The organism is Gemmobacter sp. 24YEA27, from assembly GCF_030052995.1.
GTDB lineage: Bacteria > Pseudomonadota > Alphaproteobacteria > Rhodobacterales > Rhodobacteraceae > Pseudogemmobacter.
Genome location: NZ_JASJPW010000001.1, coordinates 331,632 through 354,958, shown reverse-complemented (window position 1 = coordinate 354,958; position 23,327 = coordinate 331,632). Strand labels below are relative to the sequence as shown.

General features: G+C 62.5%; 24 protein-coding genes. 2 read left to right on the top strand and 22 right to left on the bottom strand.

Translation table 11 applies throughout. The features are described from left to right. Positions 1 to 34: 34 nt before the first annotated feature. Positions 35 to 1,228 carry a bifunctional phosphopantothenoylcysteine decarboxylase/phosphopantothenate--cysteine ligase CoaBC gene (coaBC, locus tag QNO18_RS01775; RefSeq protein ID WP_283176290.1) on the top strand — a complete coding sequence of 398 codons (1,194 nt, stop codon included), beginning with the start codon at positions 35 to 37 and terminating at the stop codon, positions 1,226 to 1,228. Here the strand turns inward: coaBC and QNO18_RS01770 are convergent. The 10 genes from QNO18_RS01770 to QNO18_RS01725 form a co-directional block, all read right to left on the bottom strand. Then, the gene (locus QNO18_RS01770) at positions 1,225 to 2,088 is read right to left on the bottom strand and encodes an ABC transporter permease (protein WP_283176289.1); all 864 of its coding nucleotides are present in this window, start codon (positions 2,086 to 2,088) and stop codon (positions 1,225 to 1,227) included. The two genes, coaBC and QNO18_RS01770, sit on opposite strands and share 4 nt — an antisense overlap. Beyond that, a complete protein-coding gene (locus tag QNO18_RS01765; protein WP_283176288.1) occupies positions 2,085 to 2,966 on the bottom strand; it encodes an ABC transporter permease in 882 nt (293 codons plus the stop codon). The genes QNO18_RS01770 and QNO18_RS01765 overlap by 4 nt, the downstream gene beginning before the upstream one ends. Further along, a complete protein-coding gene (locus tag QNO18_RS01760) occupies positions 2,963 to 4,045 on the bottom strand; it encodes an ABC transporter ATP-binding protein (RefSeq protein WP_283176287.1) in 1,083 nt (360 codons plus the stop codon). Before QNO18_RS01760 ends, QNO18_RS01765 begins: the two co-directional genes overlap by 4 nt. Before the next feature lie 80 nt (positions 4,046 to 4,125). Continuing rightward, a complete protein-coding gene (locus tag QNO18_RS01755) occupies positions 4,126 to 5,244 on the bottom strand; it encodes an extracellular solute-binding protein (RefSeq protein WP_283176286.1) in 1,119 nt (372 codons plus the stop codon). Between the two features lie 736 nt (positions 5,245 to 5,980). Continuing rightward, positions 5,981 to 6,412 (bottom strand): monovalent cation/H(+) antiporter subunit G, encoded by a 432-nt coding sequence (gene mnhG / locus QNO18_RS01750; RefSeq protein ID WP_092899706.1) that lies wholly within the window; start codon positions 6,410 to 6,412, stop codon positions 5,981 to 5,983. Next, complete coding sequence (locus QNO18_RS01745) at positions 6,409 to 6,690, bottom strand: K+/H+ antiporter subunit F (RefSeq protein ID WP_283176285.1); 282 nt, start codon at positions 6,688 to 6,690, stop codon at positions 6,409 to 6,411. The genes mnhG and QNO18_RS01745 overlap by 4 nt, the downstream gene beginning before the upstream one ends. Next, on the bottom strand, positions 6,687 to 7,178 hold the full coding sequence (locus tag QNO18_RS01740) for a Na+/H+ antiporter subunit E (protein ID WP_283176284.1): 492 nt from the start codon (positions 7,176 to 7,178) through the stop codon (positions 6,687 to 6,689). The genes QNO18_RS01745 and QNO18_RS01740 overlap by 4 nt, the downstream gene beginning before the upstream one ends. Then, the gene (locus tag QNO18_RS01735; protein WP_283176283.1) at positions 7,175 to 8,800 is read right to left on the bottom strand and encodes a monovalent cation/H+ antiporter subunit D; all 1,626 of its coding nucleotides are present in this window, start codon (positions 8,798 to 8,800) and stop codon (positions 7,175 to 7,177) included. Before QNO18_RS01735 ends, QNO18_RS01740 begins: the two co-directional genes overlap by 4 nt. Continuing rightward, positions 8,800 to 9,159, bottom strand: a complete 360-nt coding sequence (locus tag QNO18_RS01730; protein ID WP_092899698.1) for a Na+/H+ antiporter subunit C — start codon at positions 9,157 to 9,159, stop codon at positions 8,800 to 8,802. The genes QNO18_RS01735 and QNO18_RS01730 overlap by 1 nt, the downstream gene beginning before the upstream one ends. Beyond that, positions 9,159 to 12,062: a monovalent cation/H+ antiporter subunit A gene (locus QNO18_RS01725; RefSeq protein ID WP_283176282.1), complete on the bottom strand. Its 2,904-nt coding sequence runs from the start codon at positions 12,060 to 12,062 to the stop codon at positions 9,159 to 9,161. The genes QNO18_RS01730 and QNO18_RS01725 overlap by 1 nt, the downstream gene beginning before the upstream one ends. Positions 12,063 to 12,479: 417 nt before the next feature. Between QNO18_RS01725 and QNO18_RS01720 the strand changes: the two genes are divergently transcribed. Beyond that, positions 12,480 to 12,641: a hypothetical protein gene (locus QNO18_RS01720; RefSeq protein ID WP_283176281.1), complete on the top strand. Its 162-nt coding sequence runs from the start codon at positions 12,480 to 12,482 to the stop codon at positions 12,639 to 12,641. 168 nt (positions 12,642 to 12,809) lie between these two features. Here QNO18_RS01720 and QNO18_RS01715 read toward each other — a convergent pair whose 3' ends face one another. The 12 genes from QNO18_RS01715 to QNO18_RS25570 form a co-directional block, all read right to left on the bottom strand. Then, entirely contained in the window at positions 12,810 to 13,274 is a 465-nt protein-coding gene (locus QNO18_RS01715; protein ID WP_283176280.1) for a PTS sugar transporter subunit IIA, read from the bottom strand. Between the two features lie 46 nt (positions 13,275 to 13,320). After that, the gene (raiA, locus tag QNO18_RS01710) at positions 13,321 to 13,896 is read right to left on the bottom strand and encodes a ribosome-associated translation inhibitor RaiA (RefSeq protein ID WP_092899688.1); all 576 of its coding nucleotides are present in this window, start codon (positions 13,894 to 13,896) and stop codon (positions 13,321 to 13,323) included. A gap of 255 nt (positions 13,897 to 14,151) precedes the next feature. After that, on the bottom strand, positions 14,152 to 14,928 hold the full coding sequence (gene lptB, locus QNO18_RS01705; protein WP_283176279.1) for an LPS export ABC transporter ATP-binding protein: 777 nt from the start codon (positions 14,926 to 14,928) through the stop codon (positions 14,152 to 14,154). Further along, positions 14,928 to 15,443: an LptA/OstA family protein gene (locus QNO18_RS01700; RefSeq protein WP_249497300.1), complete on the bottom strand. Its 516-nt coding sequence runs from the start codon at positions 15,441 to 15,443 to the stop codon at positions 14,928 to 14,930. The genes lptB and QNO18_RS01700 overlap by 1 nt, the downstream gene beginning before the upstream one ends. After that, complete coding sequence (lptC, locus tag QNO18_RS01695) at positions 15,440 to 16,072, bottom strand: LPS export ABC transporter periplasmic protein LptC (RefSeq protein ID WP_283176278.1); 633 nt, start codon at positions 16,070 to 16,072, stop codon at positions 15,440 to 15,442. Before lptC ends, QNO18_RS01700 begins: the two co-directional genes overlap by 4 nt. Before the next feature lie 13 nt (positions 16,073 to 16,085). Beyond that, positions 16,086 to 17,054, bottom strand: a complete 969-nt coding sequence (locus tag QNO18_RS01690; protein WP_283176277.1) for a KpsF/GutQ family sugar-phosphate isomerase — start codon at positions 17,052 to 17,054, stop codon at positions 16,086 to 16,088. Further along, positions 17,035 to 17,649: a ribonuclease H-like domain-containing protein gene (locus QNO18_RS01685; RefSeq protein ID WP_283176276.1), complete on the bottom strand. Its 615-nt coding sequence runs from the start codon at positions 17,647 to 17,649 to the stop codon at positions 17,035 to 17,037. The genes QNO18_RS01690 and QNO18_RS01685 overlap by 20 nt, the downstream gene beginning before the upstream one ends. 212 nt (positions 17,650 to 17,861) lie before the next feature. Further along, positions 17,862 to 19,277 carry a nodulation protein NodH gene (locus QNO18_RS01680; RefSeq protein WP_283176275.1) on the bottom strand — a complete coding sequence of 472 codons (1,416 nt, stop codon included), beginning with the start codon at positions 19,275 to 19,277 and terminating at the stop codon, positions 17,862 to 17,864. Between the two features lie 6 nt (positions 19,278 to 19,283). Continuing rightward, positions 19,284 to 21,011 carry a beta-1,6-N-acetylglucosaminyltransferase gene (locus QNO18_RS01675; protein ID WP_283176274.1) on the bottom strand — a complete coding sequence of 576 codons (1,728 nt, stop codon included), beginning with the start codon at positions 21,009 to 21,011 and terminating at the stop codon, positions 19,284 to 19,286. Further along, positions 21,008 to 22,018, bottom strand: a complete 1,011-nt coding sequence (locus QNO18_RS01670; protein ID WP_283176273.1) for a glycosyltransferase family 2 protein — start codon at positions 22,016 to 22,018, stop codon at positions 21,008 to 21,010. The genes QNO18_RS01675 and QNO18_RS01670 overlap by 4 nt, the downstream gene beginning before the upstream one ends. Positions 22,019 to 22,247: 229 nt before the next feature. After that, entirely contained in the window at positions 22,248 to 22,565 is a 318-nt protein-coding gene (locus QNO18_RS25575) for a hypothetical protein (RefSeq protein WP_349293825.1), read from the bottom strand. A 14-nt stretch (positions 22,566 to 22,579) separates the two neighbouring features. Next, a complete protein-coding gene (locus tag QNO18_RS25570) occupies positions 22,580 to 23,326 on the bottom strand; it encodes a glycosyltransferase family 2 protein (RefSeq protein ID WP_349293824.1) in 747 nt (248 codons plus the stop codon). Position 23,327 lies beyond the last annotated feature (1 nt).

Genomic DNA, 23,327 nt, shown 5'->3' with positions numbered 1-23,327 from the left:
AACCTAAGTTCCCTTTCGCAATGGAGGGCCAGTCATGCTTGCCGGTAAACGCATTCTTCTGATCGTGGGTGGCGGCATCGCGGCCTATAAGGCGCTGGAGCTGGTGCGGCTGCTGCGCAAGGCGGGCGCGTCGGTGACCCCGGTCCTGACAAAAGCCGGGGCGGAATTCGTAACCCCTCTGTCGCTCTCGGCGCTGGCGGGGGAACGGCATTACCAGGAGCTGTTCGATCTGATGGATGAGGCCGAAATGGGCCATATCCAGCTGTCGCGGGCGGCGGATCTGCTGGTTGTCGTGCCGGCGACCGCTGATCTTATGGCAAAGATGGCGACGGGCCGGGCGGATGACCTGGCCTCGACCCTGCTTCTGGCAACCGACAAACGGGTGATGATCGCGCCGGCGATGAATGTGCGGATGTGGCACCACCCGGCGACGCAGCGCAACCTCGCGACCCTGCAACAGGATGGTGTGCTGGTGGTTGGCCCTGACCAGGGCGAGATGGCCTGCGGCGAGTTCGGCGCCGGGCGGCTGGCAGAGCCTGCGGTGATCCTTGCGGCGATCGAGGCTGCTTTCGGGCCAAAGCCCTTGCGGGGCAAACATGTGCTGGTGACCTCCGGCCCGACGCATGAGCCGATTGACCCGGTGCGCTATATTGCGAACCGGTCCTCCGGCGCGCAGGGCACGGCGATTGCGGGCGCGCTGCGGGATCTGGGGGCGAGGGTGACCTTTGTCACCGGCCCGGCAAGCGTGCCGCCGCCGCAGGGTGTTGATGTGGTCGCGGTCGAGACGGCGGCAGAGATGGCGCGTGCGGTGAAGGCTGCGCTCCCGGCGGATGCGGCGGTGATGGCGGCGGCGGTGGCCGATTGGCGCGTGGACAATCAGGGCGCGCAGAAGATCAAGAAGGATGGCACCGGGAATCTGCCCGCGCTGCAATTTGCCGAGAATGAGGATATTCTGGCGGGGGTGTCCAAAGGCAGCCCGCGCCCGCGCCTCATTGTCGGTTTTGCGGCCGAGACCACCGATGTGGTGCAACACGCGACGGCGAAACGGCTCAGGAAAGGCTGCGACTGGATCGTGGCGAATGATGTCTCGCCCGCCACCGGGATCATGGGCGGGACGGAAAACGCGGTGGTGCTGATCACGGATCAGGGCGCCGAGACCTGGCCCCGGATGCACAAAGAGCAGGTCGCGCGGCGGCTTGCAGAGCGCATTGCCGCCGCGCTGGCTTAGCCTTCTTTGCGCCCGCCTTCTTTGCGACGGCGGTTCAGCTCCATCACCAGGGCTGTGACAATCGTAAGCGCGATCAGGATCAGGGCAAGGGCGTTGACGGCAGGCGTCAGCCCGGTGCGGACCTTGGTTGCGATATAGACGGTCAGCGGCGTGTCGGTGCCACGGACAAACAGTGTCGTGTTGTAGTTCTCGAAGGATTGCAGGAAGGCGATGAACGCCGCCGCGATCAGCGCCGGTTTCAGGAATGGCAGCAGAACCCGGCGGAAGATCATCCATTTCGACGCGCCAAGGCCAAGCGCGGCCTCTTCCTGGGCGCGGTCGAACCTTTGCAGCCGCGCGACCACCATCAGCATGACATAGGCCGTGATGAATGTCGCCTGGGCCAGCACGATCAGGAAGGTGCCGCCACCGATCCCGGCCTGGCGCCACAGGATCAGCGTGGCGATCCCGATGGCCACGCCGGGCGTCAGCAGGGGCGACACCATGACCGCGTAGAAAATTCCCCTTGCGCGGACATCGAGGCTGGTGAGGAACAAGGCGGCGGCAGTGCCGACCGGCAAAGCGAAAGCAACCACCGCGAGGCCGATCCCGAGGGAAAGCCACAGCGCCTTCCACATTGCCTTGTCGTTCCACAGCTCCTGAAACCAGCCCATCGTGGTGCCAAGCCAGGGCGTGACCGTCGGGAACTTCGAGGTGTTGAAGGTTGCCGCGGACATAATGATCAGCGGCAGGAAGAGATAGGCCAGAAACAGTGTCAGATAGGCGATGAACAGCAGTTTCGGCAAAGCGCGCGACAGGCGGTCGAAGGCCGTGACAGAGCGGGCGGCGGGGCGGGCGGTGACGGGGCTTGTCATCGTCATTTCGCAACATCCGCCAGATTAACACGGAAGATCTTCAGCGTGACCATCACCACGGCCATGCACAGAACCAGCAGCACCAGCGCGTAAGCGGCGCCCCGGTTCCAGTTTCCGCCTTCAAAGAACCAGTTGTAGATGATCTCTGTGAACCAGCGCGAGCCCGGCGATCCGAGCAGCGCAGGTGCCACATAAGACCCGGCCGCCAGCATGAAGGTGAAGACGCAGCCGGTCGCGATCCCGGCTTTGGCATGGGGGATTACGATCCGCCAGTGGATCCGCCAGGTCGAGGCGCCAAGGTTCTTCGCGGCCTCAAGCTGTGCCGTCTCCAGCGTCGAGATCGAATTGTAGATCGGGAAGAGCATGAAGAGGATATAGGCATAGACCATTCCGGCCAGCACGCCGAAGTCGCCCTGCCAGCGCACCGGCGCGTCGATCAGCCCGATCGAGAGAAGGAAAGCGTTCAGCGGGCCGTTGAAGGAAAGGATGATGAACCAGGCCAGCGTCCGCAGCACCTCATTGATCCAGAAGGGAATGATCAGCGCAATCAGCATGGCGCGTGCGCCGCGGATGGTCGCGACCTTGGCCATCCAGAAGGCCAGCGGATAGGTGATCGCCAGCGTCGCAAGCATGACGAGGCCCGAGCCCCAGACGGTTTTCAGAAAGATCGCCCGATGGACCTTGTCGCCAAACAGCGCGGTGTAATTGTCGACCGTATAAACATCCTTCGGCCCGCCGATGTCATTGGGAAACAGCATCGGCTTCAGCGAGAAGTTCAGCATCATCAGATTGGGCGCCAGCACCATGCCGATGATCCAGAGCGCGACCAAGGCGATGAAAAACCCGCCAAGGCCCGGCCCGAAACGTTTGATCATTTCAGTCATGCGGCGGCGCCCTTCTCGGAAAGGATCAGTGCCTCTTCGGGCTGGAAGCTCAGCCAGACCTGTTCGCCCGCTTGCGGGGCCTCGCCAAGCTGGCGGTTCGGGACGGTGGCCAGCAATTCCTGGCCATGTTCCGAGACGGCGCGCAGCATGGCGCTCGCCCCTTCATATTCCAGCGAAACGGCGCGCGCACTCAGACTGTTGGGCAGCGCGATGCGGCTCATCGCCATGGCTTCGGGGCGGATGAAGATGCTGGCGCGCCCGCCATCTTCAAGGCCGGCGCCGGCGCGCCCGGTGAAACGGCCCTCGGCGGTGGTGAGGGTGGCGAGGCCAGCCTCAAGCCCGCGCACAGTGCCGATGATGCCATTGGTTTCGCCGACAAAGCGCGCCGTGAAGGGCGTGGCGGGATTGGCATAAAGCTCTTGCGGGGTGGCAATCTGTTGCAACACGCCCGCATTCATGACCGCCACACGGTCAGACATGGCCAGCGCTTCGGACTGGTCATGAGTGATATAGATAAAGGTGACACCGGTGCGTTTTTGCAGGGCGCGCAGTTCCGCCCGCATATGCTGGCGCAGTTTCAGATCCAGCGCGGAAAGCGGCTCGTCCAGCAAGAGGACCTGCGGCTCTACCGCCAGCGCGCGGGCGATGGCGACCCGCTGGCGCTGACCGCCGGAGAGTTCATGCACCATGCGGTCGCCGTATCCGGGCAGCGCGATCAGCTCGAGCAATTCTTCCGCGCGTTTGCGGCGCTGCGCTTTCGGAACGCCGCGCGCCTCAAGCCCGAAAGCGATATTTTCCCAGACCGGCATCAGCGGGAACAAGGCGAGCGACTGGAAGATCATCGCGGTCGGGCGACGGTCTGCCGGAATGCCGGCCATATCTTTGTCGCCGATCAGCACGCGGCCCGCAGTTGGCTCGGTAAAGCCCGCGATCAGGCGCAACAGTGTCGTCTTGCCGCAACCGGAAGGGCCCAGGATCGAAAAGAATTCCCCCCCGGCGATATGGGCCGAGAAGTGGTGAACCGCCTTCACATCGCCAAAAGCCTGTTCAACGTCGATCAGTTCGACCGAATGCGACATGCGGGTTCTCTCACCAGTTGCTCAATGGAAAGGCTGCGGCGCGAGGTTGCGCGCCGCAGCGGGTCTTGTGAAAGGCCAGATCAGGCCGAGAGGAACTTGTCCTGGTATTCGTTGCGCAGGGCAACGAACCAGTTTTCCTGCACCGGCCACCACCACAGCTTCTCCAGCGCGTCGCCCGGATAGGCGCCGGTGAAGAAGGTGCGCGAGGCTTCCGACAGATGCGCCTCGGCGCCGACGGCGGTCGAGTTGATCGAGGTGTGATTGGCGTAAAGCGCGCCGGCCTCGGGAGACAGCATGAAGTTCAGGAAAGCATAGGCCTGATCGACATTCTGCGCGCCGGTCGGGATCGAGATCCCTTCCATCCAGGCAAGGGCGCCTTCTTTCGGCGCAATGAAGCCAACCGGCAGGCCTTCCTTCGCAAGGGTCGCAGCCGAGCTGTCCCAGGTCTGGCCGATCTTGGCGCCATTGGTGCGGAACGCGCCCTGGGCCTCATTCTCATTCGACCAGAACTGGATGATATTTCCCTTGCGGGCAATCGCTTCGGCCAGCACGACGTCGTAATTGGCCTTCATGATGGCTTCGTCTTTGAAGCTGTCGAGGAAGGGATGCGGCAGTTTGCCTTCCGATTCCATCCACAGCGCCAGGCCGACAAGGCCGGAATGGCCGCGCACGGTGGCCTTGCCAGCCGATTCCGGCTTCCAGATGTCGCCGTAGGATGCGGTGCCATACTCCAGCGGGTTATCGTTCCTGTCGAAGGCCAGCGCCTCGGTGCCCCAGTCGGTCGGAACCTGGTAGCGCTTGCCGTCAACCACGGCGCCCAGCACTTCCGAGGATTTCGCAGCCGAGGGCAGGCACTTGTCCCATTCGACTTTCGAATCGTCGATTTCTTTCAGGAGGCCGAATTCTACATAGTTCGGCACGCGGTCGACCGCCGGCCAGATGATGTCATAGCCGGTGCCATTCGAGGCGCGCATCTGGTTCAGCAATTCGTCATTGGTGCCATAGGGCGTATAGATCGCCTTGATACCGGTGGCCTTTTCAAAAGCGGCCAGCAGGTCGTCGGAAATATAGCCGGCCCAGGCAAAGATATTGACCGAGCCCGACAAGCCCTGCGCCAGCGCACCACGCGACACGAGGGGGGCGGCGAGCGAGGCGACAGCGGCGCCCCGGACAAATGAACGGCGGTTGATGAGGGTCACTGTTATGATCTCCGCTTGACCTGTCCTGGCCGGGATTGGCCGGGGCAGGATTGAATGTCTGACGCCGCCTGCCTAGAGCCGGTATGTATCGGGGACATAACCACGATGTAACGGATGTGTAACAGGTTTTGTCTGGCTCACCTTAACCGGTGCTTCTTGGTCTGCCTAGCTGTCAGGCCCAGGTTCTTCGGTTGGGTACCGGCGTTGGGGCAGGGCGGTGGTTGGGGGACCGATTCTACAGATTTCCGAGTGTTTCACTTTTCGCCAAACACCCAGGTAAAATAGTCAACTATTTGAAACCATTCGATTTTTTCTTGACGGATCCGATTTTCCGGTTTAGAACGATTCTCAACGACAGCAAGCCAGCCGTTAGCCAAAGCGCCAGGGTCAGCCAGCTCTCGACAAAATCCCCGCCAGCAAGATGACGGCAGCGCGCCCGGCAGCCCAAAGCCACCCAGGCCAGCCCCCATGATCATCCAGCCAGTTGGACAGCCAGGATTCTCCGCCTCCCCGCACGCGAAAGACCGCCTCGGGCGGTCCGGCCAGCCAGGCAGCCAACCATCCCGCAAGCTTCGCAGCAGGCAGCCAGACGCCACCCGCGCCACGAAGCCAGAGCCAGACAGTCCCGGATCTCCAATGATACAGAGTCCGCATATCACAATGCAGAAGGGCGGCCGTTCAGGGGCTGCCCTTTGTCATTTCCGGCAGCTGTGAGCGGCCGCCGCAGTCCTCGGTCTCAGTCTTCACCCGGCGCATCCGCAGGATCGGCAAAGGCGGCTTCTCCCTCGGGCGGCGAGACCGGCCCGATCGGCACATCCGAGCGCGCGACGGCCCCGGGGATGCCGGGAGTGCCCTCGATCCGGTCGCGGTGCAGCGCGGCACGGCCAAGGAACATCAGTGTGACCGGCGTGGTGATCATCAGGAAAATTCCGATCACCAGCTCGTGCAGAACCGCGCGGCCCTCGGTCCAGCTGACCAGAATCATAGAGGCGAGCAGGATCCCCGCCGCCCCCCAGGAGGTGCCGAGCGTCGGTGCGTGCAGCCGGTCGTAAAAGCTGTGCAGCCGCGCAAGACCGATGGTGCCCAAAAGCGTCAGCGTGGAGCCAAGCACCAGAAAGAAAGCCACCGGCAGCGCAATCCAGGCAGGAAGCGTTTCGAGATAGGTCATTCGATCACCTCGCCCCGGATCAGGAATTTCGCAAGCGAGACCGTGGCGACAAAGCCCAAGACGCCGATCACCATCGCCGCCTCAAAGAAAAACGGCGATCCGACCCGGATCCCGGTCACGACAAACAAAAGCATCGCGGTGACGTAAAACGTATCAAGCCCCAGTACCCGGTCCTGGGCGCGCGGCCCGTAAAGCAGCCGGTAGCCCCCAAGACAAGCGGCCAGTGCAAGGGCGATCTGGGCATAGCTCAGGGCGACGGACATGACGAGGGCGCTCATGCGGGAAAGGCCTCCAGCAACAGGGACTCATAGCGGGTGCCGATCAGTTCCACCCAGTCATCGGTTTCGATCATATCGAAGACATGCAGCAGAAGTGTGCCGGTCGCTTCGTCATATTCCAGCCAGGCGGTGCCCGGCGTGGCGGTGACGATCATCGCCAAAAGCGCAAGCGGCGCCGGATCGCGCAGCCTCAGAGGGATCTCGACAAAGCCGGAATGCCGTTTGCCATGTCGCCCGCCGGTCAGGATCAGCCGGGCCACCGCGTAATTCGACCGCATGATGTCGAGCCCGACGATGAAGAAGAGCCTCAGCAGGGCCATGGGCGCGCGCAGCTTCACCCGATCCGGCTCGATGGCGGCAAAGGCCCGCGAGGCCAGTGCGGCCACGCCAAAGCCCAGAACCAGATTGCCCAGCGAGAAACTGGTCAGCAAAAGCCACAAAAGCAGCAGCGCGCAGGTCAGAAGGGGATGCGGGAAGAGCCTGGTCATTCCTGGTCCTCCGCGCCCACGGTCCGCCGGGTCGAGAACACCCCGTCGGAATAGACCAGCGGGTCATGCAGCGCGCGCGAGGTGGCATCGGTATAGCGCAGCACGGAATCACCGCGGACCGTGATCGCGAGCATCATCGCGACCAGCAGGATCACCGGCGCGAATTCCATCGCCAGCACCTTGGGAGGTTTCGAATCTGAGGCCCAGAAGGTCTGGATCCCGATCCGCACCAGGCCAAGGATGGTGGCAAAGCCCGAGATCATCAGCACCGCGAGGAAAGTCCAGGTCAGATAGGCGGGCACGCCTCCGACCCCGAGCATCCCCGACAGGATCGCAACTTTGCCGATAAAGCCCGACAAAGGCGGCAGCCCCGCCAGCACCAGCAGACAGACGCCAAAGCTGAGGCCCAGAATGGTCATGGTGCCGGGAATCGCCAGACCGACCTCTTCATCCTCATCCTCGTCCTTTTCCAGCCCGTAAGCGTCCGCGGTCAGGGCCAGCATGGCGGCGATACCGCCTTCTTCGCGGCTCATCGGCTCCAGCAGCAGAAACAGCGTCGCGGTCGCGAGCGTCGAAGACACCATATAATAAAGCGCCCCCGACAGCATCGAACTGCCGCCCCCCGAAAGCGCAAGGCCGATCACCGCCAGCACGGTTCCCGAGGAAATCAGCACCAGATGCGCGGCCATACGGCCAAGGCTCTGGCTGCTCAACACGCCCAGCATCCCGAAAACCATCGTGGCCATGCCGCCCCAGATCAGCACTTCGGCGCCAAAACCTGCCGAGGCCCCGGCGCCGAGACCGAAGAACAGCATGGAAAGGCGCAGGATCACATAGACGCCCACCTTGGTCATCACGGAGAACATCGCCGCGACCGGCGCGGCCGAGGCCATATAGGTGATCGGCAGCCAGAAGGACAAAGGCCAGAGACCGGCTTTCACCAGAAACGCGACCCCCATGATCGCCGCCCCGGCATGGAACAGCGGCCGCTCGCTCGCGGGGATATTGACCACCATCTGCGACAGATGCGCCATCGAAAGCGTGCCGGTGACGCCATAGATCAGCGAAACCCCGATCAGGAAGAACAAAGAACCGGCGAGGTTCATCGCGATGTAGTGGATCCCGGCGCGCACCTTCACCTGGCCCGATCCATGCAGCAAAAGCCCGTAGGACGCCGCCAGCAGCACTTCGAAAAACACGAAGAGGTTGAAGATATCGCCGGTCAGAAACGCGCCGTTCAGCCCCATCAGCAGGAACTGGAACATCGAATTGAAATGCTGGCCCTGCTTGTGCCAGTTGGCGCCGGCATAGATCATCGTCGGGATCGCCAGCAGCGCGACCAGAAGCAGCATCAGAGCCGACAGGCGGTCCAGCACCAGGATGATGCCAAAGGGCACCGCCCAGTCGCCCAATAGGTAAAAGCTGATCTCATTGCCGCCCGACAAAGGCGAGCCTTTGGAGCGGTTCAGCAGTTCGATCGCGACAAACAAAAGCGCAATGGTCGAACCTATCGAGATCCCGAGCTTCGCCTTCCGCTGGCTCTCATCATAAAGCAGCATCAGGGCACCCGCGATCAGCGGGATCAGGATCGGGGCAATGATCAGGTGTTCGGTCGCAAGCATCATTTGGTCTCACCGCTGCGGTCGGGTTCGCGGCCATCGACATGGTCGGTGCCGGTCAGACCCTTGGAGGCGATCATGACCACCAGAAACAGCGCCGTGGTGGCAAAGCTGATGACGATGGCGGTCAGCACCAGCGCCTGGGGCAGCGGGTCGGCATATTCGGCGGCATTGATCCAGCCGCCTTTCGGCATGATCGCGGGCTTGCCGATGGTCAGGCGCCCCATCGAGAAGATGAAGATATTGACCGCGTAAGACAAAAGGCACAGGCCAATGATCACCTGAAAGGTGCGCGGGCGCAGCAAAAGCCAGATGCCCGATGCGGCGAACACCCCGATGGCGGCAGAAAGCACGATTTCCATCAGGCGGCCCCTTTCTGTTTCGCGGCTTTCTCTTCTGCCTTTTCCTCTTCCAGCTCGCGCAGACGCGCGGCGCGCAGGCTCTGGTGGGCAATCGCGATCAGCAGCAGCACGGTCGCGCCGACCACCGCAAGGAAGACGCCAAGGTCAAAGGCCATCGCGGTTGCCATCGGCACCTTGCCGATCAGCGGCACATCAAGATAGCGCGCATGTGCGGTGAGGAACGGATAGCCGAAAAGCCAGGCCCCGATGCCGGTTGCGGTGGCGATCAGCAGGCCAAATCCCATCCAGCGGATCGGCAGGATGATGATCCGCGCCTCGATCCAGCGCACATTCGACGCGATATATTGCAGCAAAAGCCCGATCGCGACCGTGACGCCGGCCGAGAATCCGCCGCCGGGCAGGTCATGGCCCCGGAAGAACAGATAGGCTGCGATCACCAGGGTGACCGGGAACATCCAGCGCATGATCACCGAAGGGATCAGCATGAAATTCTCAAGCCGGTCGGCAGCATAGCCCTGTTGTTGCTCGGGCGCGCCGATGCTTTCGGATCCGGGACGGAAGCGACGCAGCAGCGCATAGACCGTCAGGCCCACAATCGCCAGAACCGTGATTTCGCCGTAAGTGTCAAAGGCGCGGAAATCGACGAGGATCACGTTCACCGTATTGGTGCCGCCGCCCTCGTAATAGGCGTTTCTGAGGAACCAGTCGCCGATATTCGGGACCAGGGGCCGGGTCATCACAACCCAGGCCAGCGCGGCCAGCCCGCCGCCGCCAATGGCGGCAATGATCAGGTCACGCCCGCGCCGCGCCTTTGAGATCAGAAGGTCATCGCCCGCGATCTCTTCGCGCCGTTTCGGCAGCCAGCGCAGACCCAGCAGCAGAAGAACCGTAGTCACAATCTCGACCACCAGCTGGGTCACGGCCAGATCCGGCGCCGAGAACCAGGCGAAGGTGACGCAGGTGATGAGCCCGGCGCCGCCCAGCAGCACCAGCGCCGCAAAACGGTGATATTTCGCCTGCCAGGCCGCGCCGATGGCACAGGCGCCACCGACCAGCCACATGATCGCGAAAGCTGGGTTCAGGTCATTGCCGATCCGCTTTTGCGCCGGGGCAAGGTCGCCCCAGACCGCGACCGCAGCCGCGCAGATCCCAAGCACCACCAGAAGCCTGAGCTGCGTCTGCAGCCGCTCGGTGCCAAACAGCCGGTGCAGCGCACGCGGCCAGACCCAGGTGAGCCTGAGCAGCAGCCATTCATAAATCTTCTGGGCGCGAATCCGGTACAGGACCGGCGGACCCTCGGGTCCGGCATTGATCCAGCCCCGTGCCGTGACCCAAAGCGCCGCGCCTGCGGCGAGCGCGAAAATGCTGATCATCAGCGGCGTGTTGAACCCGTGCCAGATCGCGACATGGGCATCCTGCATATCCGGCCCCAGAACCGCGCGGCCCGCGACATTCAGGATCGGATCGGCGAGCCAGGGCAGGAGACCCACCACCACACAGACCGCGACCAGCAGCTCGACCGGGAAGCGCATCCAGTGTTTCGGCTCATGCACATGCTCATTGGGCAGGTTCTTTGCCTCGGGGCCAAAGAACACCTCCATCACGAGGCGCAGCGAATAGGCGACGGAGAAGACCGAGGCGAAGGCGGCGATCCAGGGCAAGGCAGTGTCCAGCACATTGCCGCCATGCGAGGCCATGGTCTCGGTCAGGAACATCTCTTTCGAGAGAAACCCGTTCAGAAGCGGCACACCGGCCATTGCGGCCGAGGCGATCACCGCCAGCACACAGGTCACCGGCAGCGCCTTTCGCAGGCCCGAAAGCTTGCGCAGATCACGCGTCCCGGTCTCATGGTCGATGATCCCGGCGGTCATGAACAAAGACGCCTTGAAGGCGGCGTGATTGCAGATGTGGAAGATGGCGGCGATGATCGCCCCTTCGGTCCCCATACCCGCAAGCGCGGTGATCAGGCCAAGATGCGAGATGGTGGAATAGGCCAGCAACCCCTTCAGGTCATGGCGGAACAGCGCGATCACGGCGCCCAGCGTGAAGGTCAGCATCCCGATGCCGCAAACCAGCCAGAACCACAGATCGGTGGCGCCAAGGCTGGGCTGGAAGCGGATCAGCAGAAAGACCCCCATCTTCACCATGGTCGCGGAATGCAGATAGGCCGAAACCGGCGTCGGCGCGGCCATGGCACCGGGCAGCCAGAAATGGAACGGGAACTGCGCCGATTTTGTGAAAGCGCCGATCAGGAACAGCACCAGCACCACCGGATAGAGCGGATGCGCGGTGATGATCTCACCCGAGCGCAGCACCAGATCAAGGTCATAGCCGCCAACGATCTGGCCCAGAACCAGCATCGCAACTGTCAGCGCAACGCCGCCCCCCGCCGTCACGATCAGCGCCATCCGGGCACCGTCGCGGGCCGACTGGCTCTGATGCCAGTAGCCGATCAGGAGGAAGGACATGATCGAGGTCAGTTCCCAGAACACGACCAGCATCAGGATATTGCCCGAAAGGAGCATCCCGATCATCGCGCCGGTGAACGCCATCAGAAAGCTGTAAAACCGTGGCACCGGATCGGTTTTGGCCAGATAGAACCGCGCATAGATCACCACCAGAATGCCGATCGCCAGCACAATGAAGGTGAACATCCAGGCGAAACCATCCATCCGGAAATTCAGGTTGATCGAGAGGATCGGCAGCCAGCGCACAAGGCTGCGCACCACCTCGTCTTCCGAGACCTGCGGGTAAAGCGTGATCAGGATCACAAGGCCACCGGCAAGCGAAAGGCCCGAGACCCAGGCGGCCGCGCCATGCGAATTCACCGGAAGCGTGGCTGCGGCAATTGCTGCCAGAAACGGCAGCAACACGAGAATGAGGATCAGGTTCTGCTCGATCATTCTGTGGCCGTCACTCCTGTTTTGTCGCTTGTCATATCCATGCCCCCGCGCGCGCCTGAAACCACACTCTTACACGCCGCTCTCCGTGCCCCGGAGGGCTCGGTTGCGGCGATTCGCTTGTCATGGCTGACAAGGCGCGGAAGGTTTCCGGGGAAAACCGGGGGGAAGTTGTTTCCAAAATGGAAGATACAGGCCCTGGATTACAACCCCATAACAGACGAAACCGGCAGGAAAATGTCGGCTTTTCCATGGTTTCGCGGCGTCAGCGCGACATTGTGATGATCAACGAGCCTCTGCGGGGCGCGGATTGTACTCAGTTGTGATCACAAAGGCTGCCTCCTTTGGGCGACGCCCTGTCCTCGTGCCCGGGCGGCGCGGTGCCTGATCAGGATCAAAGGCCGGCATGGCTTTCGCGTCATGGTTGCTATGCGCAGCGCCCGCGCCACCGCGCGTCTGCCGGAGCCGGCAGGTGACCCCGTGGTGTGCGGCGGGCCAGAGTTGGATGGCGTCCCCGAGGCGAACTTCGGCTTTCACCCGCTGCGTCTCGCAAAGGGTGCGTTGATCCTCGTGCTGGGGTGATATCGCGCGTAATCCCCGAAATCGGGACACACGTTCCGCGACAGCGCTTTAGCTGAGCCTGGCAGTGAGCTGAGGATTTAAGTCAAGAGGAAGACAGCCTGCTTCCTCTTGAGGAAATTACTCTGCGGTTCCGGGGGTGAAGCCCCCGGCTGCCGCCCGCGCGCGAAATTACGCTTCCTGAGTGCTGCGCGCCTCTACGAGGATCGCGTGCAGCTTTGCGGGATCCGTGTTAGAGCGCAGTTTCGAGACCACGCTCTGGTCGCGCATAGTGCGGCTGACCAGGGCGAGTGCCTTCAGGTGGTCGACCCCGGAATCCTTTGGCGCGAGCAGGCAGAAGATCAGATCCACCGGCTGGCGGTCGACTGAATCATAATCCAGCGGCTTTTCCAGCCGGATGAAAATACCGGCGATACGGTCGAGTTCTTCGATCCGTGCATGGGGCAGGGCGATGCCATGCCCCACGCCGGTCGGACCCAGCGTCTCACGTTCCTGCAACCCGTCTACTGCGGGATCGGCCGGGATGTTCCAGGCCGATTGCGCGATATCCCCCAGCTCCTGGAAGAGGCGTTTCTTCGAAGTGAACTGGCCGACCACGCGGACGGCAGAGGGGACGAGAAGACTGGATAGTTCCATGAGAAAGCAGAAATCCTGTGGTCAGGCAGGGAAGGGCACCGGCCCGTCACCCGCTGTTGCGAGGGTCAATCCAGCCGATGTTGCCGTCGTCTCGACGATACACCACGTTCACGCCCCCATGGCCTTCATTGCGAAACACGAGCATTTTTTGCCCCGCCAGCTCCATTTGCATCACGGCCTCGCCGACGGTGATCGAAGGAATCTTCGTCTCCATCTCGGCAACTACGACCGGAGCAAGGGTTTCTGGCTCGGCATCCTCGTGTTCCTCGGATGGGGCGAGGATATAGGACGAGGCGGCGCCGAATTCAACTGGCCCCTTGCGATCGACGTGATGGCTGCGCAACCGGCGCTTGTAGCGGCGCACCTGCTTGTCCAGACGTTCGCGGCAGCTCTCGAAAGCGGCATAGATTTCCGTTGCATTGCCTTTGGCCGAGACATTCAGGCCGGTGGCCAGGTGGATCGTCGTCTCGCAGACGGATTCATGCGCCGCGCGCGAGAAGACCACCAGGCAATCGGTGGCACGCTGCGCATATTTTTCGATCAACTCGCCAATTTCGGCTTTGACATGAGTGGTCAGGGCCTCTCCGATGTCGATTTGTTTGCCGCTGATCTGGTAGCGCATGATAACTCCTCTGCTTTCAGGGCCGGGCCGGTGAACATGCTGTCACGAACCCGGGTCTTCAAAGACATGTCGTCTGTCGGGTCGTCTTTCTGATCTGGGGGCTGGTGGGAAGGACCGCAAGGCGGCGGGGCCATTTACGGCCGCCCTGACCTCGGTCGCGGTGGGCAATGCTTGCGCTCATATGACCATTTGGTGACAGCGCGCGCGGCCTGTCAACCGAATCGTCAGGCCTCTGCACGAGATCGCGCAAATGGCTCAGGCCATACGAAAATTTTCGCCCAGATAGACGCGGCGGACGGTCTCGTCCCGGACGATTTCATCGGTGGTGCCGGACATCAGCACCTTGCCGTCATGCAGGATATAGGCGCGGTCGACGATACCCAGCGTTTCTCGCACGTTGTGATCAGTGATCAGCACCCCGATGCCGCGCGATTTCAGGTCCTGGACCAGGTGCCGGATCTCATTCACCGCAATCGGATCGACCCCGGCGAAGGGTTCATCAAGCAGGAGATATTTCGGATCAGCGGCAAGGCAGCGCGCGATTTCGACCCGCCGGCGCTCGCCGCCCGACAATGCCAGGGCAGGGGCCTGGCGCAGATGGGTGATCGAAAATTCCGACAGCAGCTCCTCCAGCCGCTCGCGCCGTTTGTGGCGGTCGGCATGGGCGATTTCCAGGACGGCGAGGATATTGTCCTCGACCGAAAGGCCGCGAAAGATCGAGACCTCCTGCGGCAGATAGCCGATCCCAAGCCGCGCACGGCGATACATCGGCAAAGGCGTCACATCGCGCCCGTCAATCAGCACCTGGCCGCCTTCGGGCGTCACAAGACCGGCGATGGAATAGAAACAGGTGGTCTTGCCCGAGCCATTGGGGCCCAGAAGCGCCACCACTTCGCCGCGCCGCAGATCCATTGTCACATCGCGGATAACAGGGCGTTTCTTGTAGCTTTTCCGAAGGTTGCGGATCTGCAGCCCGGCGGATTCGGTCGCGTCCCGGGCCGCCGGCGGCTGCACATTATCAGCAAGAACCATCAGTTGGCTCCGGGCAGGAAGGTGGTCGAAACGCCGCCCTCCATCAGGCCGGTACCGGATTTCATCCGAATCGTCAGCTTTTGCCCGGAAAGCGCGCTGGCGCCCTGGGTCAGCAGCACATCACCTGTCATGACGACAAGTCCGCTGTCGATTTCATAGACCGCTTCGCGTGATTCGGCGGCATCCTGCGCGCTGGCGATGGTTACACCTCCGGTGGCGTGAAGACGCCTGATCGCCCGGCTGTCGGCGGCATATTCGACCCGCACTTCTGCCGCAGTCAGGCGCATCTCGCCCTGGCCTACGAGGACATTGCCTGAAAACACCGCCGAGCCATCGGCATTGTTCACCGAAAGCGTATCGGCCTTGATCTCGACCGGCAGGCTGGTGTCCTGGGTCATAGGGCCGAAAGAGATTGTCGCTCCCTGCGCCAAAACGGGCTGCACAAAGACGGGCGATACAGCCAGCGCCAGAATGAGCGTCAGCGGCGAAAGCAAAAGGCGGGCAATCGGTGTCATGGTGTATCCGTTTCGCGTCCTGGTGCGCCTGGCTCATATACCAGCTTTACCGAGCCTGAGAAAACCAGAAGATAGGGGGAGGCGGCCCCGGTGTCACTTTGCTGTGTCAGGGTGAAGCTGTCGGCGTCAATGGTGACCTGGGGGCCGCTTGCGGTGACCGCGCTGTCGCTTGCGGCGCCTGACCGGTCAAGCGCGGTGGTCAGCCGCTCGGTGACGATATGAAAGCCCGAGGATGTGTCGATCTCGACCCCGCCCGAAAGCCGCAGCTGATCGGTGCCGGTGTCGAGTTCGGCATCTTTGGCGCGGATATCGGTGCTGCCGCCGCCCGGCATATCAAGGCGCACCACAACATCGCTGGCCCCGGCGGTGCGGGTGCCAGTGGCGGGTCGCGCGGCGCTGGCGGTCATGGTGATGGCGCTGCCGTCCGAGGTGGTGCCGGCATATGTCGGCGCGGTCATCCGCGGGTCGCGCACGAGATCTTCGACATCAACTTCTGCATAGCGGATCGCGGCGGTCGGATCGATGCGGTCGGCCAGCAGGAACAGCGTCGACAAGAGCGCCAGCGCCGAAAGCGGCAGCGCCACTTTCAGCCAGCCGACCAGCCGGGAATGTCGGTCGAGCCTTGGCATCCGTCCTCCGGTTTCAGGCCACGCCTGCGCGCAGGCAATCATGGATATGCAGGGTCCCCTCTGCCAGCCCGGTCGGGTCGGTCACCATCAGACAGGTGATTTTGCGCTCATTCATCAGGCCAAGCGCCTCGACCGCCAGGGTCTCGGGTGCGATGGTCAGCGGGCGGGCGGTCATCACTTCACCGGCGCTGAGGCTTAAAAGCCCGTCCATATGCCGCCGTAGGTCGCCATCGGTGATGATGCCCTGCAGATGCCGGTCGGCACCGGCCACGCCGACCACGCCGAACCCGGCCCGGGTCATGGTGATCAGCGCGTCAGGCATCGGCGTGTCAGGGGCGATCAGCGGCGGGTCACGGTGCATCAGATCTCGCACCCTGAGCAGACGCGCCCCCAGCTTGCCGCCCGGATGGAAGGTGCGGAAATGGTCAGGCGTGAACCGGCGATGTTCCATCAGCGCAATCGCCAGCGCATCGCCAAGCGCCAGCGTCATCGTGGTCGACGTGGTCGGCACGATGCCGGTCTCACAGGCCTCAGGCACAGTCGGCAACAGGATCGCCACATCGGCCTCGCGCAAGAGCGTCGACCCCTCGCGGCCCGCAATGCCGATCAGCGGAATGCCAAAGCGGCGTGCATGGGCCAGCATATCGGCAAGCTCCGGCGTCTCGCCGGAATTCGACAGCATCAGAAGGACATCGCCTTCGGCAATCATGCCAAGATCGCCATGGCTGGCCTCAGCCGGATGCACGAATTGCGCCGGCGTGCCGGTCGAGGCAAAGGTCGCGGCAAGTTTCTTGCCGATATGGCCCGATTTTCCCATGCCCGAAACGACCACGCGCCCGCTTGCCTTGAGGATCAGCGCGACCGCATCGGTGAAACTCTGGCCGATGGCTCCGGCCAGGACGTCCAGCGCCCCGGCCTCGCGCCGGATCACCCGCTGGCCGGTGGCCAGCAGGGCGGCCGGATCAATGGTGGAAGATGTCATTCAGATCATCCCAGCCCAGCAGATCCATTTCAGCCCGCACCGGCAGGAAAGCAAAAAGCTTCTCCGCCAGCTCCAGCCGGTCCTCGCGGATCAGTTTCTCCTCCAGCGCCGCTTTCAGCCGGTGCAGGTAAAGCACATCTGACGCGGCATATTCCTTTTGTGCCTCGGTCAGCTCCGCCGATCCCCAGTCCGAGGTCTGCTGCTGTTTCGACACATCGACACCAACCAGATCGGCAAGCAGGTATTTCAGCCCGTGACGGTCGGTATAGGTGCGGATCAGCTTGGAGGCGATCTTGGTGCACCAGACCGGAGCGGTGGTGACACCAAAGGCGCGCTTCATGGCGGCAATGTCGAACCGGCCGAAATGGAAGAGCTTGAGCACCGCCGGATCGGTCAGCAGCCGTTCCAGATTGGGGGCCGAAGTCTGGCCGCGCGCGATCTGCACCAGATGCGCGTCGCCCTTGCCATCCGAGAGCTGCACCACACACAGCCGGTCGCGGCGTGGATCAAGCCCCATGGTTTCGGTGTCGATAGCGACGACCGCGCCGAGGTCGAGCCCGTCGGGCAGGTCGTTCTGATGCAGATGAATAGCCAATTGGGTCACTTTCACACGGATGCCAGATGGAACTAATCCTCCACCCCGTCCCGGTCAACTGCGGCAATCTTTTTTGGCCGGCGTTGCCGGGGGCGCTGCCCCCGCCTCCTTCGGAGGCTCCCCCGGGATATTTAAGGACAGATGAAAAGCCGATTTCATCTGTCTCTGAATATCCCCGCCGGAGGCATCTCCCGCAACCAGATGCGGATGCGTCAGATCTTCCAGCGGTCGAAACCAAATGCGGTATAGTCCCGGCTCCAGGCCTCTTGTGCGGCGGTCTCCAGCTCTTCGCACCAGATGCTTTCAAGTGCGCGGGCGGGTTCGGGGTCTATGGTCAGGGGCGGCGGTTTGAAGCCGAGTTCCGCGCCGAGATGCGTAAACCCGCTGCTCAGCCGCGTTTCGCGGATCACCAGATCGGGGCTGCGCAGCCCGGCAAAGCCCTGCAAAATAGCGGTCTGGCTCGCCCAGTGCGGATCGACGCGCTGGCTGGTCTGGCCGCTCAGCGAGAGTTTTGCATAACGCAGAAACGCCAGGAAGGCCGCGCGGTGGCTGTCAGTATCGGCGAAATCCTGGCCTTTGGGCGGCAGTTCGGCGCGATGGGCGCGGATCAGCGCATTGCGGTGCTCTTTCAGGCGGCCCGAGACGATCAGGTGGAGAAAGGCGGTATGGGCGCGCAAGAGCGGATGGCGCAGCACGGTAAAGCTCAGATTGCCGGGATGCGACATTTCCCAGTCGCGCAGCGATTTGCGGGTGAATTCGCCCCTCACATCGCCAAGTGCTGCAAGCCAGGCCGTCACTTCGGCCACCGGCCCGCCCTTGACCGGCATATAGAGCAGGCGGCCCTGGTCTGAGGCGATGAAAGACGGCACGGCGGCGCTGCGGCGGGGTTCGAAATTCGGCGTCCGTGCGAGGTTGAAACGGTCCAGCCGCGACAGCGCCTCTTCCATCACCTGCGGATTGGTCACCTTGTCGGAAATCGCGCCGGGATTTTGCTTGACCAGCGATGCGTCAACCGCCTCAAGCCGGGCGCTGACGCCCAGCCAGGCCGCAAGCCCGTTCAGGACATCGAGATCCTGAATATCCTCATAATCGATATAAAAGGCGGTCTGGCCCGAGACCTGCAGCCTGTGCATCAGCCGGATCTGGAACTCCTGCACATTTTCCAGATGGGCCTCAAACCCGGCGGGCTCAAATTCAGCCCGGGCGGTTTTCAGGTTCTTCACATTGGTCAGCCGCCATTGCTCGGTCGCGCGGGCAATCTGCCAGGAAATGTAGCTTTCCAGCGGGTTACGGGTCAGGATGATCTTGGCGCAGGCCGGATCTTCCATCACGGCGGGCAGGATGCGCTGGTCGTGATCGTGGAAATAGCGAAAGCCCGAAAGGCCCGGGGTCTGGTCACGCATGGCACGCAACAGGCCCAGCGGATCCTTCTCGCGCGCCTCCATATCATAGCCAAAGCCCTCTTGCCGCTTTGAGCCGCCGATGAAGCGCGGGTTGAACATCTCGCCGAGGCAGGTGACGCCCTCGAGTGCGTTCAGATTGGCTTCGAGGAAATTCGAGCCGGTCCGCATCTCAGCCAGCATGACGAATGAGGTAAAGCGCGGCCCCGCCGCGGCTGTGTCAGACATTGGGGGTCACTTCACCAGATAGGGGCGCGGGCGGCGGTTGCCGGGGCCGGGGATCTCGCCGCCGGCGGGGAAATCGCCCATCAGTTCGGGCTTCATCCCCTGGTTGCGCAGGTTTTGCAGGAACCGGCCAAAGCCGGTCAGATCCCTGAGGCGTGGCACCTCGGTCAGGCGCCTGAGCGAACGCGGGCTGATTTCGTCAACAATCATTTGCAGCGGTTCCATCGGGTTCTCGACGAATTCCGCGAGGTTCCAGACCCTGACGCGCGCCTTCACATCGGGGGCGCGCAACAGAGTCAGCATTTCGGCCTCGATGCGCTGAAGCCGGGCCGCTTCGGCCCTGATCTCGCTGAAATTCAGGTTGGAGTGGAACAGGGGAACCGAGAACGCGCCGGAGACGACTGAAATCTGCGCATGGGGATCGCCGGCGATAAAAGGGATGATCTTCTGGCTGTCACGCGGGCTGAACTGGAAGCATTGCCGTTCGCCCCTGGTGTTCCAGATCAGGCTGGTCAGAAAACTGCGCGGGTTGTAGTCGCGCAGCCGCGCGGAATTGCTCAGCGAGCCGTTATAGATCACCTCACCGCCGGCGAATTCGACACCTTCCGGGGCGAAGAGATGGCCATGGACCCTGGTGCCCGAGACCCGGGAAAGCCAGGTGTCGAAATCCTCGAACAGTTCGGAAAAGCCCTCAAACACCGAATAGGCGGCGGCGGTGCGGCCGTTTGACTGTTCACGATTGGGGAAGCGTGACTGCATGTAAAGCCCGGCGCGGCCCATGGTACGGCGTTCGACCGCTTTGGCGAAAAGCCGGTCGATTTTGCCGGGATTGGGCTCGGCGCGGGGCTGGCTGGCGGCGTCGGGATGCAGGAAGGTGTTATAGAGCCGGTTCGCCCGCGGCCAGATCTTGCGCGCGATAAAGCAATCCGAGCGGCGCAGGAGCTGCAGGTGATCATCGTAGAAAACATGCGGTTTGCCCTGGAAATCGAACTTCGACAGGGTCAGAGAGCGGCTTTCGACGCTGGTGGAAAACAGCCGCACCAGCGACTGGAAATAGCTTTCATCCGGAATCCAGACGCGGCGGAAATAGGTGTCATAGCTGGCGCGGTCGGGGCTTTCCAGGATCGCCGAAAGCGTCTGGCGGGTCAGGCACCACCATTGGCTGCCCAGATGCGGCACAAGGTTCAGCGGCATTCTGCGCCGTACTTTCAGCCGGCGCTGCAGCTCGACATAAGTGTCAAAAAGCCAGCGGTTCTTGCGCCAGGAAAACGGGAAGCGCAGCGTGAACCGTTCGGCATTCAGCCCGCCGACCGTCCAGCCGACATCCGCGGTGGTAACGCTTTCGATGAAATCGGTGCGCGGCCGGGCGTCGAGATAGTCGCGAAATTCCTCGATCGGGCGCAGCGGCAGGCAGGATCCCGAGACAAGGCAGACATGGCGCACCTCGGGGAAATCCTTCAGCATCAGCTCGCTTGCTTCCTGGGTGGCGGCCACAATTCCCCAGGTGCCCCATTCGCAGATATGGCGCGGCGAAAAGCGGATGTTTTGCAGATCCTTAAGCGCATCGCACAGGAAGTCGAATTTGGCATCCGCGGTCGAGCGGTCGACATGGATCACCACCGGGCAGCCGCGTTCGGCCCAGTAGCGCGCCACCTGTGCCGCGCGATGCAGCGCGGTATGGCAGAGCATAACGAAGCCCAGACTGTTCTGCCCCGGGCTGCTCTTCCCGGTACTCATGCCCAGTTCCCCTTGGACATGAGGCCCAGAATCTCCAGCTGGCGCCAGTTGATGTATTTCTCGCTCCATTTGCACCAGAAATCGGGCTGTTGCTTCAGCCCCTCCAGATAGGCCTTGTATTCACGACTGTCGGCATAATGTTCACCGCGCGCCATTTCTTCCTGCGCCTTGGCTGCAAATGTATCCAGGAACTTGGCATGAAGAAGGCAACCTGAGGCCTTTTCGCCCCCCCATTCGTCAAAGGCGAGGTTCAGCCCGCGCGGCAGCAGCATATGGGTCGAACTGATATAGGCATAGCTTTTGTGCCAGCGCACCAGCGGCACCTTGTTCAGCGCTGGTGCGGCGCGCGGATTGGTGGCAAAGAAGGTGCGCGCCCTTGGCCCGCCCTGGATCCAGAGATTGCCATAGCCCCAGTTGCGGCTGATCGTATAATTGCCGGAATCGAACCATTCCGCGATCTCGAAAGGGTTCTGGCCCTCGCGGTAGGGCTGATCCTGGACCGGGCCTTTGGGATACATATCCAGCAGCATTGCCGAAAAGGCACGGATGCCGCTGGTGTCGAGCCAGTCGGTCAGCGCGCGCAGGGGGCGCGTCTCGCAAAACGGGTAAATCAGGAATTCATCGACATCGACGGTCAGACACCAGTGGCCATGACCGTAGCGCCGCAGCAGCGCGGTGATCCAGTCCATGCCGAAACGGCTGTTCTTATAGCTTGCCTTCGTGGACCAGAGCGAGACATCCGGCTGGCTCGCGAGATAGTCGCGGCTGCCATCGTCGCTGTCATTATCCACGAAAAAGAAATGGCTTACGCCGAGATCGCGGTAGTAGCTCAGAAACCAGGGCAGGCGAATCCGTTCGTTTCTCAGCGTGCAAAAAAGCAGGACGGCGCCGCTGCGGATCGTATCGGTGCGCAGCGCAATCGGGCGCAGCTCGCGGCTCCGCAACATCGCGCGGCCGATGAGCCGCTTGCGGCGCAGGCGCAGACGGTAGGATCCGGTCAGGCTCATGCGGGCCTCCGGTCGCAGCCGGAAGTGCTGCCCCCGAACGCCGGGCGTCGGGCCTGTATTCGTCCCGCAGCTTGACGGCCCGGGCTGCGTTTCACATGAACCGGCACCATAGCCTTGCTTTTGTCTTCTGGCATTGTTTCCATTATGGAAATTGCTGTGTTGATAGCTAGAGAAATGCCGTCACAAAGTAAACATTTCACCAGGCTGAAAGATAGCCGCGGGCGGTGGCTCATACCCAGCCCCCCCGTGACATGAGGCCAAGTGCCTCCAGCTGCCGCCAGCCGGTATAGCGGCGTGATTGCGCGGTCTTCAGCAGTGGCGCGGCGATCAGCCCGTCATAATAGCTGCCAAAGCGGGTGGGATCGGCGAAATGCTGGCGGCGCTCTTTCTCCTCACCGGATTTTTCAATGATTTCAGGCAGGAATTTGGTGTGGAGCAAAACGCCCGAGGTCATCTCGCCTCCGGTCTCGTCGAAGACATGGTTAAGCGGCGCCGGCAGCAGTGAATGGGTCGAGTTGTTCCAGGCATAGCGCCAGGACCATTTCACCAGCGGTATCTTGTTCAGGGTTGGCGCACGGCGGGGATCATCGGCGAAAAATGCCCGCGCGCGGGGCCCCCCTGGATCCAGAGATTGCGCAGCGGCTGTTGCACCTGGAGGCTGTAATTGCCGGAATCAAACCATTGCAACAGATCAAGCGGGTCGGTGCCGGGGGTATAGGGCCGCTCTCCCAACCGGTCTTCGGGGTAGAGATCCAGCATCATGGCGGGCATCGACCGGTGGCCCTTGCCTTCGAGCCAGGCGGTCAGCGCGGGCAGAGGCCGGGTCTCGTGCCAGGGGTAGACCAGCAGTTCATCGGCATCGAGCACGAGGCACCAATGGCCATTCCCGTGCCGCATCAGCACCCAGTTCAGCCAGTCCAGCCCAAAGCGCGATTTGCGATAAGAGCCGGCGGTGGACCAGAGCGAGACATCCGGCTGGTCGCGCAGCAGGGCTTCGCTGCCATCCGTGCTGGCATTGTCTATGATCAGGAAATGATCCACGCCGAGCCGGCGGTGATGTGCCAGAAACCAGGGCAGCCGCGCCGCCTCGTTCCTGACCACCATCGCACAGAGGATGGCGCCTTTCCGGATCGCTCCGGTGCGATCGGTCAGCCGGGTGAGTTCGCGCCTTTTGCGCAGCGCCCGCGCCAGCAACATGCGGCGCCGGTTGCGCAACCGCCAGGCCACGATCAGGCTCTGGCGGCTGTCTTCAGCGGCCGGCAATTCGCCGAACGCATATGTCAGGCGGGGGGCTGCGCCCGCCATCATG

What these genes read in the sequence shown, in the direction of transcription:
- coaBC (WP_283176290.1), top strand. Translation starts at nt 35, where the DNA reads ATGCTTGCCGGTAAACGCATTCTTCTGATCGTGGGTGGCGGCATCGCG.
- QNO18_RS01770 (WP_283176289.1), bottom strand. Translation starts at nt 2,088, where the DNA reads ATGACGATGACAAGCCCCGTCACCGCCCGCCCCGCCGCCCGCTCTGTC.
- QNO18_RS01765 (WP_283176288.1), bottom strand. Translation starts at nt 2,966, where the DNA reads ATGACTGAAATGATCAAACGTTTCGGGCCGGGCCTTGGCGGGTTTTTC.
- QNO18_RS01760 (WP_283176287.1), bottom strand. Translation starts at nt 4,045, where the DNA reads ATGTCGCATTCGGTCGAACTGATCGACGTTGAACAGGCTTTTGGCGAT.
- mnhG (WP_092899706.1), bottom strand. Translation starts at nt 6,412, where the DNA reads ATGACCTATCTCGAAACGCTTCCTGCCTGGATTGCGCTGCCGGTGGCT.
- QNO18_RS01745 (WP_283176285.1), bottom strand. Translation starts at nt 6,690, where the DNA reads ATGAGCGCCCTCGTCATGTCCGTCGCCCTGAGCTATGCCCAGATCGCC.
- QNO18_RS01740 (WP_283176284.1), bottom strand. Translation starts at nt 7,178, where the DNA reads ATGACCAGGCTCTTCCCGCATCCCCTTCTGACCTGCGCGCTGCTGCTT.
- QNO18_RS01735 (WP_283176283.1), bottom strand. Translation starts at nt 8,800, where the DNA reads ATGCTTGCGACCGAACACCTGATCATTGCCCCGATCCTGATCCCGCTG.
- QNO18_RS01730 (WP_092899698.1), bottom strand. Translation starts at nt 9,159, where the DNA reads ATGGAAATCGTGCTTTCTGCCGCCATCGGGGTGTTCGCCGCATCGGGC.
- QNO18_RS01725 (WP_283176282.1), bottom strand. Translation starts at nt 12,062, where the DNA reads ATGATCGAGCAGAACCTGATCCTCATTCTCGTGTTGCTGCCGTTTCTG.
- QNO18_RS01720 (WP_283176281.1), top strand. Translation starts at nt 12,480, where the DNA reads ATGGTTGCTATGCGCAGCGCCCGCGCCACCGCGCGTCTGCCGGAGCCG.
- QNO18_RS01715 (WP_283176280.1), bottom strand. Translation starts at nt 13,274, where the DNA reads ATGGAACTATCCAGTCTTCTCGTCCCCTCTGCCGTCCGCGTGGTCGGC.
- raiA (WP_092899688.1), bottom strand. Translation starts at nt 13,896, where the DNA reads ATGCGCTACCAGATCAGCGGCAAACAAATCGACATCGGAGAGGCCCTG.
- lptB (WP_283176279.1), bottom strand. Translation starts at nt 14,928, where the DNA reads ATGGTTCTTGCTGATAATGTGCAGCCGCCGGCGGCCCGGGACGCGACC.
- QNO18_RS01700 (WP_249497300.1), bottom strand. Translation starts at nt 15,443, where the DNA reads ATGACACCGATTGCCCGCCTTTTGCTTTCGCCGCTGACGCTCATTCTG.
- lptC (WP_283176278.1), bottom strand. Translation starts at nt 16,072, where the DNA reads ATGCCAAGGCTCGACCGACATTCCCGGCTGGTCGGCTGGCTGAAAGTG.
- QNO18_RS01690 (WP_283176277.1), bottom strand. Translation starts at nt 17,054, where the DNA reads ATGACATCTTCCACCATTGATCCGGCCGCCCTGCTGGCCACCGGCCAG.
- QNO18_RS01680 (WP_283176275.1), bottom strand. Translation starts at nt 19,277, where the DNA reads ATGTCTGACACAGCCGCGGCGGGGCCGCGCTTTACCTCATTCGTCATG.
- QNO18_RS01675 (WP_283176274.1), bottom strand. Translation starts at nt 21,011, where the DNA reads ATGAGTACCGGGAAGAGCAGCCCGGGGCAGAACAGTCTGGGCTTCGTT.
- QNO18_RS01670 (WP_283176273.1), bottom strand. Translation starts at nt 22,018, where the DNA reads ATGAGCCTGACCGGATCCTACCGTCTGCGCCTGCGCCGCAAGCGGCTC.
- QNO18_RS25570 (WP_349293824.1), bottom strand. Translation starts at nt 23,326, where the DNA reads ATGATGGCGGGCGCAGCCCCCCGCCTGACATATGCGTTCGGCGAATTG.